We start from the raw sequence: 13,882 nt of genomic DNA, 5'->3' as shown, positions 1-13,882 counted from the left end.
ACACCCCCGGACACGGCGTCGACATCGACGAGAAACTCGCCGCCAAATACCCCTACAAACCCGCCTACCTCCCCGTCGCACGGCTCGAGGATGGCACCATGTGGAACTGGTGAGACAACAACCAAAACTGGTGAGGATACGATGAAAAAGGCATTTCTTGCGGCGACCGCCCTGGTTGCCCTGACCGGCGCGACGCCTGCCCCTGCCCCCTCGCTCCAGCTCGCAAAGCTGGCAAAGGTCGGCACGACAAGCGATCGCTACCAGTCCTACAATATCGAGATGGTCGAGGTCACCGGCGGCCGCTTCTGGGCGCCCTATGGTGGCCCGGCGGACGAACGCTACCGCCAGCGCCCGCCAATCGACCTGACTGACCCCAAGCTGGTCGCGCTGGCCAAGGCGCTCGGCCCCAGCCTCGTGCGCGTTAGCGGCACCTGGGCCAACAACACCTACCTCGAAGCCGAAGGCGAACACCTCTCCGCCCCGCCCGCAGGCTTCGTGCAGGTGCTGACGCGCGACCAGTGGAAGAACGTGGTTGCCTTCTCGAAGGCGGTCGATGCGCCCATCGTCACCAGCTTCGCCGTCAGCAACGGCACGCGCGATGCCAATGGCGTGTGGACGCCGGCGCAGGCCCAGCGCCTGGTTGATCTTACCCGCGAGTCCGGCGGCTCGCTCTACGCTGCCGAATTCTTCAACGAAGCCAACATGCCCAGCGCCGCGCCGCAGATGCCCAAGGGCTATACCGCCGCCAACTATGGCGCGGAATTCCGCCTCTTCCGTGATTGGGCGCGCAAGGCCGTGCCCGGCATGAAGATCCTCGGCGTCGGTGGCGTGGGCGAAGCGGGTCTGCTCAAGGACGTGCCCGTGCCTGCCGAAATGGGCGCACATGTCAGCAGCGAAGACATGATGAAGGCCAACCCGAACAGCGTCGATGGCGTGTCCTACCACTTCTACGGCAGCGTCTCGCAGCGCTGTGCAGGCCTCGGCATCGGCACCGCCCAGAAGCAAGACGCGCTCACCGCAAGCTGGCTCGACATGACCGTGCGTGACTACCGCTACTATGCCGCTCTGCGTGACAGGTTCGAACCCGGCAAGCCGATGTGGAACACCGAAACCGCGCAGGCTGCCTGCGGTGGCAGCCCCTGGGCCTCGACCTTCCTCGACACCTTCCGCTACCTCAACCAGAACGCCGCGCTGGCGCAGCAAGGGTTGCAGGTGGTGATGCACAATACGCTCGCCGCCAGCGACTATGCCCTGATCGATCGCGATACCCTGACCCCGCGCCCGAACTACTGGGCCGCTGTGCTGTGGAAGCGCACGATGGGCAGCACCGTGCTCGCCTCCCCCGCCTCGCCCTCGCCCGCGCTGCGGCTCTATGCCCACTGCCTGCCCGGCAAGCCTGGCGGCGTCACCGTCATGGCGCTCAACACTGGCGAGGCCGCGCAAGGCCTCAACCTCGGCGGCAACGGCATGGGCTGGACAATGACCGGCCAACCGCTCGACACCCGTAGCGTGCTGGTCAATGGCAAGGCCCCGGCCCTCTCGCCGGACCTCAAGCTGACTGGCCTCGATGGCGTCGCCGTCAGCGGCAAGGTCACGATCCCGGGCCAGTCCATCGCCTTCTACGCCCTGCCCGGCGCCGCCAACCCGGCCTGCCGCTGATGCGCGCGGTCCTTGTCGGCGAGGCGATGCTGGAGCTGTCGCAGGAAGGCAGCCTCTGGCGGCTCGCCTATGGCGGCGACACATTGAATACGGCAATCCACCTCGCGCGCAGCGGGGTGGAGACCGCCTATCTCTCCGCGCTCGGCACCGATCCGTTCAGCGAGGACTTGCGCGCGCGCTGGGCGGCCGAAGGCCTCGACACGTCGCTCGTGCTCGACAACCCCTCCCGCAACCCCGGCCTCTACGCAATCACCTGCGACGACATGGGCGAGCGTAGCTTCACCTACTGGCGTGGTGAAAGCGCCGCGCGGGCGCTGTTCGATTGCCCCGGCATCGAAACCGCGCTGGCCCAGGCCGAAACGACGGACCTGCTCGCCTTCTCGCTGATCTCGCTGGCCATCCTGCCCCAAAGCGGCAGGCAGGCGCTGCTCACCCTCGCCCGCAAGGTCCGCGCCAATGGCGGCCTCGTCGCCTTCGACGGCAACTATCGCCCGCGCCTCTGGCCAGATCAGGCAACGGCCCGCGCCGCGCGCGATGCCGCCATCGCCGTTGCCAGCATCGGCCTGCCCACGCTCGAGGACGAAACCATGCTTTCGGGCGAGACCGATGCAGAAGCCGTCGCCGCGCACTGGCAAGGACTTGGCTGCGCCGAAACCATCGTCAAGCTCGGCCCCGAAGGCTGTCGCCTGCCAGACGGCGAGATCGTCCCCCCCGCCGAAGTCTTGCGCCCGGTGGACACCAGCGGCGCCGGCGACGCCTTCAACGCAGGTTACCTCAGCGCGCGCCTGCGCGGCGAAGCGTCAGCACAGGCCGCAATCGCGGGCCACGCTCTGGCCGGCTGGACCATCATGCGCCGGGGCGCAATACCGCCGCGGGATTCCGAGGGAGGGTGAACACGCCCGCCTCGGGGTGCACGTCAGCTATCTGTCCCATTTTGCTGAGAGCAGACCGTCAGGATACGACGCCATTGTAGTCGTTCGACCTGCCTGCCAAACTCGGATGGGTGAACAGTTTCCCGAATAGCGACACGAGAGAGAATAGGTGATCTGGCTAATAGGTCTGACAGGAGCCATGCTAGTCGCTTGGGCAGGTTATCAGTTCATCAGATTACTGCGTTGCGGCGAGATCAGCGCCATGCACTATCTGCGCCTAGACGCGACCATCGATGACCCACCTGCCTGGTTGTGGTTGATTGCGCTTGTAAACGGTGCCTACGGTGTCCTGGGGCTGGTCATGATGGCTGATGCGCTTAGTTCGTGACTACAGAACCGCTGGGCCGATGATGTCCGTTTTCCACCCCATCCCAGCCATTCACTGCCCTCCCGGCGATCCACAATAGCGGCCATCCGTCAGTGCGGAAATCTCGCCAAGCCGCCTAGGATTTCGCCCTCAGCAGGCTCCACAGCACCACCGCCGCCAGCAGATCCAGCCCCGCCAGGGCCACGAACAGCGGGTTGTAGCCGAACACGTCGGCGCTCTGGCCGATCAGCAGCGTGAACAGCATGCCGCCGATCCACGCCGAGGTCCCGGCCATGCCGCTTGCCGTGCCCACGGTGCGGCTGTCGAACACATCCGCGCACAGGGTAATCAGCGCGCCGTTGAGCAACTGGTGGGCAAAGCCGCCGATGCAGAACAGCGCAATCGCCATCTCGGGCGAGGTGGCAAGGCCGATGCAGGCAGGCCCGACCATGCACAGCGCGCCCATCGTCATCGTGATCTTGCGCGATGACAGCATCGAGGAACCGCGCTTCATCAGCCAAGGCGGCAGCAGCCCTGCGGCCAGACTGCCGAAGTCTGCCGCCAGAAACGGCAACCACGCCCACAGCGCGATAGACTTGAGGTCCAGCTTCCACACTGCGACGAGATAAAGCGGGATGAAGAAGTTGAACGTCTGCCAGGCAGGTTCTGCAAGGAATCGCGGCACCGCAATCGCCCAGAACGAACGGCTGCGCAGCACCTGCCCCTTGGTCGCAGGCTTGGTCGCATCGGGCTGGTTCATCGCCACGATCGCGTCACGCTCTGCCTGCGGAAGACGCGGGTGCTCGGCCGGATCGCGATAGGCGACCCACCACATCCCCGCCCAGACGAGGCTGAGCGCGCCCGTGACCAGAAACGCCGCCTGCCAGTTCCACGCCAGGATGCAGAACGCCACCAGCGGCGGGGCGATCATGTTGCCCACGCTCGTGCCCATCTGGAACAGGCTGGTGGCCAGCGGCTTTTCCTTGGCCGGAAACCACTGCGCCACGGTCTTCGTGCCTGCCGGGATCGCCGCGGCCTCGCTTGCGCCAAGCAGCGAGCGGAAGAAGGCAAGGCTCATCCACCCGGTGGCAAAAGCGTGCGCCATGTTGCTCAGCGCCCAGCCGACGGCAAAGAGGAAGAACCCCAGCCGCGTGCCCAGCGCATCGAGCACCGCGCCCGCCACCGTCTGCATCACCGTGTAGCTCGCCTGAAAGGCCAGCACGACCCAGCTGTACTGCTCGGTCGTCATCGCGAACTCGGTCTTGAGCGTCGGCGCTGCCACCGACAGCGTCGAGCGCGCAAGGTAGTTCAAGATCGTGCCGAGCGTGATCAGCGCGATGATCCACCAGCGCAGCGGAAGTTTCCTGAGCATCGTTCCCGTCCGTTGCCTGAAGGTCAGCGCAGCCGCTCGATCTCGATCATCGAGACCCGCGCATCGCTGGTTCCACTGACGAAATCGAGCGCCAGTTCGCCCTTGGCCTTTATCGTGAACACCTTGGCCTCGGCCACCGCCCCGCTCGCCGGTATTGCGGGCTGGAACTTGCGCAGCAGGGCCTTCTTTCCGCTCTTCACGTCAAACGTGCCAGCCTTCTGCGCAGCGTCGGTCGCGAACCACAGCGTCACCTTGTAACGCCCATCGGCCAAAGGCACGCGGTAGGAGAACGTGCCGGTGCGATAAGTCGCCAAAGCGCCCCGGTCGGTCGTGCCAGCAATGGCTGTCGGCACGGCAGGCTTGCCGTAGTCCGCCGGCTTGTCGAGCGAGGCGGCGGTGCCACCCTCGAACCAGTTGTCCGATCCCAGTACGCGCCCTTCGCTCTTCGTCGCCAGCAGCGTCCCGGCATCGATCACGAACTTGCGCGCCGTCTCGGCCGCCAGCGTCCAGCTTGCGCTGTCCTCCACCGTTCCGCCGGCATGAACACCCCGCGCCACCAGCGCATTGCTGCCCTCGTCCAGCCGGACGCCCGTCCACACGCAGGCCTTCTGCGGGCAGTCCTGCTTCACCCCAAGCGAGCGGCCATTGAGCAGCAGTTCGGTGCTCGCGGTGTTGCTGTAGATCTTCACATCCGCCACCGGATAGGCGCGGTTTACATAGCGCTTGGACGTGATGTGAACCATCGGCTCGGAGTTCCAGTTCGCCTTGTAGAACCAGAAGGCGTCCTTGCGGGTCTTGTGGTCGTAGGCGATCAGGCCCTTGGTATTGATGTCCTGCGCATCGCCTTCGGTGCGCACGGTCGTGGCAAAGTCGAACGAGTTCCACAGCCACGTAGCGTAAAGCCAGGGCCGCGCATCGAGCTGCGCCAGCGCGGTTTCGTGGATATAGCTCTCATATTCCTCGGGCTGCGCCGCACCGCGTGAATCCGCCGGGCCGCCCAGCACGTTGTCAGTGTGCATGGTCAAGGCACCACCTGCGCCATACTCCGTCACCGCCAGCGGCTGCTGCGGCCGCTTTGCACGCAGGCCATCAAGATGCGGGCCGAGATCACCGGCCTTGCCGAAGTACCAGCCGAAATAGCGGTTGGCCCCGCCAAGATCGGCGGCAACCGCCGTCGTGGGGATTTCCACGTCGTTGCCAAAGGCCCGCGCCTCGCAGCACGTGGCCAAAGATGTAGGCCGCGAAGGGTCGAGCGCCTTGGCCGTCTTCTGCAACTCGTTCAGCAGCGGCAGCGGATCGACCTCGCGCCCATCGGCTCCGCCAAACAGGAAGGCCGGCAGCGAATTGCCGAAGTCCACCTCGTTGGCGATGCTCCAGATCGCCGAGGCGGCATGGTTCTGGTTCTGCCGCACCAGTTCGGTCAGTTGCGACTTCGCATTGGCAACCAGCGCCGGATCGGCGACCTTGCTGCCGCCCAGCGTCCACACCGAAACCAACGGGATCTCGTCCCACACCACCATCCCGGCGCGGTCGGCCAGATCGTGCACGTCTTGTCCGTGCTGATAATGCGTCAGGCGGATCGTGTTCGCGCCCATGTCGCGCAAGGTGGCGATGTCCTCCGCCACGTCCTCGCGGCTGATCGCCCAGCCCTTGCCGTCACGGTCCTGGTGATAGCCCACGCCGCGCAGGCGATAGGGCTGGCCGTTGAGCAGGAAGCCGCGGTCAGGATCGAACGCCATCGAGCGCAAGCCATAGGCCTGCCGCACTTCGTCAGAGACGGTCCCGTCCGCCTGCACCACCTGCGTGACCAGATCGTAAAGATAGGGATCGGCAGCGCCGTGCCACAGCTGCGGATTGGTCAGGGCAAGCCGGGCCGAAAACTCGCCGGTCTTGCCTGCTGCAACCGTCGCCGGAACCACTGCAGACGCCGCCTCACGCCCCTCGCGATCAACCAGGCTGACCTTCACGCTGGCCTTGGCAGACTTCGCGGCATCGTTGGCCACGCGGACCACCAGATCGACCTGCGCCTGATCCTTGTCAGCCCTTACCGTCGTCGCGCGCACGCCCGGCCCGCCTGCATCGGCGAGGTCGATATGCAACGGCGCAGTCGTCACCAGCCGCACCGGCCGGTACAGCCCGCCATGCACGAAGAAGTCGCCCGAAAGCGGCAGGACATCGGCGGTGGAGCCGCCAGCCTTGGGCTGCGCATTGTCCACGCGCACGACCAGCACGTTATCGCCATCAGCCTTCATCGCCGCCGTGGCATCGAACCGAAAGCGCGAGAATCCGCCGCGATGTTCGCCCAGATAGACACCGTTGAGCCAGACCTTGGCCACGCGGCTCGCCGCATCGAACTCCAGCCAATGCCGCTTGCCCTTGGCTCCGGCTGGCGTGGCGAAATGCAGGCGATACCAGCCGATGCCCAGCCGCTTGTCCACGTTCGCCGCGGTGTTGGTGCCGCCCAGGTCATGCTTGTAATATCCAACCCGGTTCCAGCTGTGCGGCACCGAAACCTGCGCCCAGGTCGCATCGGCAAACTCCGGTGCAACAGCCCCTTGCGCATCCTCAGCCGTGAACCGCCAGCCGGCATCCAGCACCGTCACGTCGCGCGCTTCCTGCGCAAGGGCCGGCGCGGTTGCAGCCATGATCAGACACGCGACGGAGGCCCTGAGGCCTGCTTTGGCACGAACTGCCGGGAATTCTCGCATCGGTTCTCTCCGGGTATCTATTCTGGTTGGTCGAAACTATCGAGGGCTGGCGGCGTGAAACGACTTGAAGAAGGCGAGCCTGTGCGGATCGGGCCAGTCCTGCTGCGCCGCCGTGTCGGCAAATTCTACCAGACGCGGCCGATCGGCAGCAAAGCGCGGCCAGGAAACGCCGCTTGTCTCCGGCTTGCCGGTGCGGGCAAATGCCAGGAGCGTCTGCATCATCGCGTGGCTCATCGCGCGATCCTGCGGGGTCCAGGCGCGCGTCGGGCGATAGCGGTCGAACGCATCGAGCGTGCCCAGCCAGAACGGCACCTCCGAGGTGTGATAGGCCCCCGCCGTTGCCGGATCGAGATCGGCAAACCGCACCCCCGCGACATAGTGATGTGGCCGTGAAAACTGGTAGGCATATGCGGGCGCCGTTCCATGCGCCGCCTGCAGGCTGGCCCATTCGAACATCCCCGACACCATCGTCTCGTCGCGATCGGCCATGCGTGCCTGCTCCTGCGCCTGACCGTCGCTGCTGGCGGGATAGAGCGCAAGGAAGCGATCGGCCTGCACGCCAAAGCGCTCGCGAGCCTTGGTCCTGTAGCCCTCCAGTGACGTCACCGGCCCCATCCCGCCCAGCGCCTCGTCACGGGTGAAGCCCAGCAGCAGCGGCACATCGCTCTGCCGCCGCGCGGCGAACAGCGCCGGTATGGCATCGGGCAGGACATGGCCGTCAATGGCCGGCCCCGTGCTCGGCCCGCCCGGCACGCGCGGCACGACCAGCCGGTCGGCCGGCATGGCCCGCAGCTCGGCAAGGTTGCTCGCCTTCCACGCCGCCATCAGCCTTGTCCCGGCGTCCTCGGCCTCTGACCGCGATGGCAGCTTGATCGGCCCTGCAATCATCGCCCCGCTCATCCCCACGGCCTTGCGGAACAGACCCTTGGCAAGCGGGCTTACCTGCAAGGCCAGCACCGACATCGAACCGGCCGACTGCCCGGCAATGGTCACATTGTCAGGATCGCCACCGAAGCGCGCGATGTTGTCCCGGACCCAGCGCAGCGCGGCAATCTGATCCAGCAGCCCGTAGTTGCCTGAAGCGCCATCGCCGGATTCGGCGCGCAATTCGGGCGTTGCCAGAAAGCCCAGCGGCCCGACGCGATAGTTGAGGTTGACGACGACCGCCCCCTCGCGCGCCAGCGCTTCGCCGCCGTAGATGCCGACACTGCCCGAACCGACATAGAAGGCGCCGCCGTGAATGTAGACGATCACCGGAGCCTTGCGCAAAGCAGGGCGCGTCCAGACGTTGAGATAGAGGCAGTCTTCCGAAATCGCTTCCGCGCCGGAATACTGGTTTGCCAGGCTGCTGCGCATCGGCTGCACGCACAGCGGCGAAAAGCGGTCAGCGTTGCGCACGCCCTGCCACGCGTCGACGGGTTGCGGCGCCCGCCAGCGCAATTCTCGCACCGGAGGCTTGGCATAAGGGATGCCGAGATAGGCCTGGACGCCATCGCGCTGCGCAATGCCCCGCACCAGCCCGGCCGCCGTCTTCACGGTCCTTGCGACGCCCGCGTGATCAGCGCTGCGAGCGAAAGACGGCGCAGCCGGCAGTATCGCGGCAGAAGCCAGCGCAATGGCTGCCAGCCTCGTTGCGGTCGTCCTCAAGGCCACGCACCCTCCTTTTTCGCCCGACGATTGCCGGATGATGGGCCAGTTGCTTCCAATGATACCTGCAGCCAAGCGGTCTGCGCGGTTGCGGGATTGTCCTGATCGGCACCTTGCGCTGGTAACCACAATTTGGCCTGACCACAATTGGTTTTGCACGGATTCAAGTGTCAGGCAATCCTCCAAACCGCCTTTCTCACTAAAATTTGAAGCAAAAACAAAGTGTAACCCGCACCCTTCGCGGCGGTACCAGATGGCCCATATACATGCACAAACCTTCGTCATACGCGAAATCTATCATTATTATCCAAACTTTTCATGATCATAGGCCGGATAATTTGTGTGATGGATACTTGTGTGGTTGAACATTCTGTGAGATTGGCCAGTCCAACTTGAGACAGAAGGGAGGATCAATATGTTCCGCAAAGCTTATCTTGGAGCCAGCATCTCGCTGCTCGCCATCACATCCGCAGCCCAGGCGCAGGAAGCCCCCGAAGGCGGTCTCGAAGAAATCGTCGTCACCGCGCAGAAGCGCGAGCAGAACCTGCAGCAGGTCCCTGTTTCGGTTACGGCGCTTTCGGCCGAAGCAATTGCCAACAAGGGCATCACCCAGTTCGAAAACCTTGCGCAGGTCGCACCTGGTCTTACCATTACCCAGGGCACGCAGCGCACCGGTAACAGCATCAACCTGCGCGGCATCGGCACCTCGGTGTTCAGCATCGGTGTTGAGCCCGCCGTCTCGGTCGTCGTCGATGACGTTCCGATCCTGAACCAGGGCCAGGCCTTCAGCACCCTGACCGACATCGAGCGCATCGAAGTGCTGCGCGGCCCCCAGGGCACGCTGTTCGGCAAGAATGCCTCGGCCGGTGTCGTCAACATCGTCACCCGCGCTCCGACCGAGACTTTCTCGGGACGCATCGCCGCATCGGCCACCACGGACGAGGAATACCGGGTCGAAGCCGGCATCTCCGGCCCGCTGGGTGAGAACGTCGGCTTCCGTATCAACGGCTTCTACAGCGACTTCCGCGGCTACGTGAAGAACCTCGCCACCGGCAACTATCTCGGTGCCGACGAAAGCTGGGGCATCCGCGGCAAGCTTGTTGCCGACCTGTCCGACAGCGTGAAGGTCACGATCTCGGCAGAGCATTCGGAGACCGACGGCAATTCGACGCCACGCACCGTGCTCAGCTTCGCCCCCGGCGCGACAGTTTTCGGTGCATCGCTTGCCACCAACCTCGGCACGATCAAGGCTGGCCCTGGCAACTACCTGCTCAACCAGAACTACGACGGCATCGCCAAGGGCGAGTCGACCAATGTCAGCGGTCGCATCAGCATCGATCTCGGCAGCGTCGACCTGATCTCGATCACCAGCTACCAGAAGTGGGGCCTCGACACGCAGGACGATGTCGAGCAGTTGAACCTCCCTGTGTTCGGATCGGCAACCGGTCTCGTGCAGTCCAGCCCCTACGACACGAAGAACGTCACGCAGGAACTGCGCCTGGTTTCAACCGCGCCGGGTCCGTTCCAGTACATCCTCGGCGCCTTCTTCTCGAGCGGCGAAACCGATCGTTCGTTCGATCGCGGCCCGTCCGGCCCGCTTCTTTCCAAGTGGGTATCGAACGCCGGCACCAAGACTTACGCCGCCTTCGCCCAGGGTACCTACGATCTTGCCGCCACCACGCACCTCGATGCCGGCATCCGCTACAACCACGAGAAGATCGACGTCTCGTTCCAGCGTCTGAACGTGCCTGCCACGCAGCCGGCCAACAATGCCATCTGCCTTGCGGTCTGCATGGGCAACGCGAGCGACGATGCCGTGACCGGCAAGATCGCCCTGCGTCAGGATGTTGCCGAGCGCGTGATGGTCTACGCTTCGTTCGCCACCGGCTACAAGGGCCAGGGCTACGACGTCTCGTCCGGCTTCACGCCCGCGCGTGCTGCCAACCCGGTGAAGCCGGAAACCTCGCACACCTACGAAATCGGCTTCAAGAGCCGCTTCCTCGACAATCGCGTGCAGTTCAACCTCACCGGCTTCTGGACCGATTACAAGAACTTCCAGTCGCAGTCGGCGGTGGTTCAGCCTGACCAGTCGATCCAGTTCCAGCTCAACAACGTGGGCAAGCTGCGCACGCGCGGTATCGAACTGGAACTGCAGACCAAGCCGACGCGCGAACTCTCGTTCGATCTCGCCGGCACCTGGATGGACGCGATCATCACCGAGTATCCGCTGGCAAACTGCAACACCATCCAGACCACCGATCCGATCTGCTTCGACATCGACGGCAGCGGGCCGGGAACGGCACGTGCGCAGAACCTTGCGGGCAAGCGCCTGCCGAACGCACCGAAGTTCATGTTCAACGCCTCGGCCATGTACGACATCTTCATGGACTCGATGCCGTTCGATGGCTTCGTCACGCTCGACTATCGTTACCAGAGCCGCGTCAACTTCGACCTGTTCCAGAACCCGCTGTACTTCCAGAAGGCCTATGGCGTGCTCAACGGCAGCATCGGCGTCCGCCAGCGCGACGATCAGTATCGCGTGACGCTGTTCGTCAACAACCTGTTCGACAAGCACTTCGCCTCCAACGTCGGCGGCCTCGTCGGTGGTCAGCCAACGTCGGTGAACCAGGTACTCTCGCGCAATTCGCGCCGTTACTTCGGCATCCGCGCCAACTACAACTTCTAAGCACCAAGAGCAGCGGCCAGGCTCACGCTGAGCCTGGCCGCCTTGCCTTTCACGTCCTGGGGCAGGACAGCGAAACGCTCCCGTCAGACCTGGCTGAAGCCACCGTCCATCACGAACTCGGCGCAAGTGACAAAGCTCGCCGCGTCCGAGCAGAGATAGACCACGCCGCCGCCCATTTCCTCTGGCCGGCCCATGCGGCCGATCGGGTGGTTGGCAACGATGCCCTGCATCGCCACCTCGCGGGAAGGCACCGCGCCCAGCTCTACATAACGGTCCATGATCGAATTGAGCATGCCCGTATCGATCCCGCCCGGATGCACCGAATTGACGCGGATGTTGTAGCCGAGCGCTGCGAATTCAGCGCCAAGGCACTTGCTCAGCATCTTCACCGCCGCCTTGCTGGTGCAATAGGCCGCATTGAACGCCGCCCCGCGCAGGCCCCCGACGCTGGAGAAGTTGACCACCGAAGCCCCGCCGGAACGCGCCTTGCCGCCCTCTTTCAGCAGCGGCAGCAGGATCTGCGTGCCGATGATGATCGAATCCACGTTGATCGCGTTGACGCGGTGGAAATCGGACAGCGGCGTTTCCTCGAACTTCGTCACGATCGAATAGCCGGCGTTGTTCACCAGCGCATCGAGCCGCCCGTACTTCTCCTGCACCAGCGCCGCCACGGCCTGCCAGTCGGCCTCGCTCGTCACGTCATGCTTGAGATAGTGGTCCGCGCCTTCGATCTGCGCCTCGGCGGCCAGATCGGTGGCGATAACCGTAGCGTTCGCCGCCTTCAGCGCCTTGACCAGCTCGCGCCCGATGCCCCCCGCCGCGCCGGTGACGACGGCGACTACATTGTCCAGTCCGATCATTGTGCGGTCCATCCCCCGTCGATCACCAGCTCTGCGCCGGTCATGTAGCTTGAATCCTCGCTGGCGAGGAAGAACGCGGCGCTCGCCAGCTCGCTCGGCTGCGCCAGACGCCCGATCGGCGTCGCACCAACCACGCCCGCCACCAGGTCATCCGGCTTTTCGGCAAAGCCCTGATCGACCCAGCGCTGGAACCCAGCCTTGAGCAGCGGCGTCTCGACAAAGCCGGGGTGCAGCGAATTGGCGCGGATCGGCGTCTTCTTCTGGGCGAATTCGATGGCGATGCCCTTGGTGAACAGCCGCACCGCGCCCTTGCTGGCGTTGTAAGCCGAAACCTCGTTCATCCCCACCAGCCCCATGATCGAGCTGACGTTGATGATCGAGGAACCGCCGCGGAAGTCCTTGCCACTCTCCGCCATCAGCGGCACGAAATGCTTGGTACCAAGGAACACGCCGTCGACGTTGATCGACATGATCCGCCGCCAACCTTCCATCGAGAGGCTCTCGACCGGCCCGGTCAGGTCGATCCCGGCATTGTTGACCAGCACATGGCACTTGCCGTGGCGCTCTTTCACCAGAGCGACGGCACGCTCCCAGTCCTCTTCCTTGGCCACGTTGGCGCTGATGTAGCTCGCGGCCTGGCCGAGACGGCCCATCACTTCGGTCGCGGTGTCGCTGTCCTCGGCGTCGAGGTCCGACAGCACGACTTCGGCACCCTCGGCCAGAAAGCGCTCGGCGCAGGCAAGGCCGATGCCGCGAAGGCCCCCCGATACGAAGGCAACGCGCCCCTTCAGGCGCTGTGCAGCAAGTTCCATGTTGCTCAGACCCCCATCATGCCGGCGGTCGTCGCGCCGTCGATCGCGTATTCCGCGCCGGAGATGAACCCGGCTTCGTCGCTCGAAAGGTAGGCGACCAGCCCCGCCACTTCATTGAGCTGGGCCATGCGCTTCATCGGCGCCATGCCCTCGTACATCGCGCGCGCGGCCGCAGGATCGGGCTGCGCGTTCATGATCTGCTGGATCAGCGGGGTTTCCACCACGCCCGGCAGGATCGCGTTGACGCGGATGGCATAGCCCTTCTGCCCGCAGTGCACCGCTGCCGACTTGGCCAGCGCGCAAACCGCCGCCTTGGTCACCGAATAGGTCACGTAATTGCCCAGAGGCCGCGTGGCGTTCATCGAGGAATTGATCACGATCGAGCCCTTCGGCCCATCGGGATTGCGCTTCATGCCCGCAATCGCGTTCTGCACCGTCAGCATCACGCCGGTCTGGTTGATTGCAATCACATTGTTCCAGTCGTCGATCGAAACGTCCTCGATGCTGGCATCGCCGCGCTCGGTCCCGGCGTTGGCAAAGGCGATGTCGAGACGGCCCTCGGCGGCGATGATCTCGTCAATCAGCGCGGGCCAGCTCGCCGCATCCTGCACGCGGTGCTTGCGGAACACGGCGCCGGTCTGGGCGCAGAGCGCCGCCGCCTCTTCCTCCTTCGATCCGGTGAACCAGACCTTGGCTCCCTCTTGCGCCAGGCGCGCCACCGTGGCCGCGCCGATGCCGGTGGTGCCGCCAGTGATCAGGGCGACTTTCCCTTCAAGCCTCTTGGACAATTGTTCTCTCCCGCAAGAATCTGCGTCAGTTTATGGCGTCAGTGGTTACGCGCAGGCGGCAGTCGTGCAACCTATGCTTTCAGCAAGGTGACGCGCGCGCGCAAGGGCGGC

General features: G+C 64.7%; 9 protein-coding genes. 3 read left to right on the top strand and 6 right to left on the bottom strand.

Features of this window, described 5'->3' with window-relative positions; genetic code table 11:
• Positions 1–141 precede the first annotated feature (141 nt).
• Both HGI46_RS15210 and HGI46_RS15205 read left to right on the top strand, forming a co-directional pair.
• Entirely contained in the window at positions 142–1,659 is a 1,518-nt protein-coding gene (locus HGI46_RS15210) for a hypothetical protein (RefSeq protein WP_168904932.1), read from the top strand.
• Positions 1,659–2,552 (top strand): sugar kinase, encoded by an 894-nt coding sequence (locus HGI46_RS15205; protein WP_168904931.1) that lies wholly within the window; start codon positions 1,659–1,661, stop codon positions 2,550–2,552. The genes HGI46_RS15210 and HGI46_RS15205 overlap by 1 nt, the downstream gene beginning before the upstream one ends.
• A gap of 482 nt (positions 2,553–3,034) precedes the next feature.
• Here HGI46_RS15205 and HGI46_RS15200 read toward each other — a convergent pair whose 3' ends face one another.
• The 3 genes from HGI46_RS15200 to HGI46_RS15190 form a co-directional block, all read right to left on the bottom strand.
• The gene (locus tag HGI46_RS15200) at positions 3,035–4,270 is read right to left on the bottom strand and encodes an MFS transporter (protein ID WP_168904930.1); all 1,236 of its coding nucleotides are present in this window, start codon (positions 4,268–4,270) and stop codon (positions 3,035–3,037) included.
• A 23-nt stretch (positions 4,271–4,293) separates the two neighbouring features.
• Positions 4,294–6,915 (bottom strand): glycoside hydrolase family 2 protein, encoded by a 2,622-nt coding sequence (locus HGI46_RS15195; protein ID WP_240946796.1) that lies wholly within the window; start codon positions 6,913–6,915, stop codon positions 4,294–4,296.
• Positions 6,916–7,014: 99 nt separating this feature from the next.
• Positions 7,015–8,625: a carboxylesterase family protein gene (locus tag HGI46_RS15190; protein WP_240946795.1), complete on the bottom strand. Its 1,611-nt coding sequence runs from the start codon at positions 8,623–8,625 to the stop codon at positions 7,015–7,017.
• A gap of 415 nt (positions 8,626–9,040) precedes the next feature.
• Here HGI46_RS15190 and HGI46_RS15185 point away from each other — a divergent pair, with 415 nt between their 5' ends.
• On the top strand, positions 9,041–11,311 hold the full coding sequence (locus HGI46_RS15185; RefSeq protein WP_168904927.1) for a TonB-dependent receptor: 2,271 nt from the start codon (positions 9,041–9,043) through the stop codon (positions 11,309–11,311).
• Positions 11,312–11,394: 83 nt separating this feature from the next.
• Here HGI46_RS15185 and HGI46_RS15180 read toward each other — a convergent pair whose 3' ends face one another.
• Genes HGI46_RS15180 through HGI46_RS15170 form a run of 3 tightly spaced genes read right to left on the bottom strand, consistent with a single transcriptional unit; the run spans position 11,395 to position 13,771 of the window.
• On the bottom strand, positions 11,395–12,171 hold the full coding sequence (locus HGI46_RS15180) for an SDR family oxidoreductase (protein WP_168904926.1): 777 nt from the start codon (positions 12,169–12,171) through the stop codon (positions 11,395–11,397).
• Complete coding sequence (locus HGI46_RS15175) at positions 12,168–12,983, bottom strand: glucose 1-dehydrogenase (protein ID WP_168904925.1); 816 nt, start codon at positions 12,981–12,983, stop codon at positions 12,168–12,170. The genes HGI46_RS15180 and HGI46_RS15175 overlap by 4 nt, the downstream gene beginning before the upstream one ends.
• Positions 12,984–12,988: 5 nt before the next feature.
• The gene (locus HGI46_RS15170; RefSeq protein ID WP_168904924.1) at positions 12,989–13,771 is read right to left on the bottom strand and encodes an SDR family oxidoreductase; all 783 of its coding nucleotides are present in this window, start codon (positions 13,769–13,771) and stop codon (positions 12,989–12,991) included.
• Positions 13,772–13,882 lie beyond the last annotated feature (111 nt).

It is taken from the genome of Novosphingobium sp. ERW19 (assembly GCF_012641315.1).
GTDB lineage: Bacteria > Pseudomonadota > Alphaproteobacteria > Sphingomonadales > Sphingomonadaceae > Novosphingobium.
This window is presented reverse-complemented; position numbering and strand designations above follow the sequence as displayed.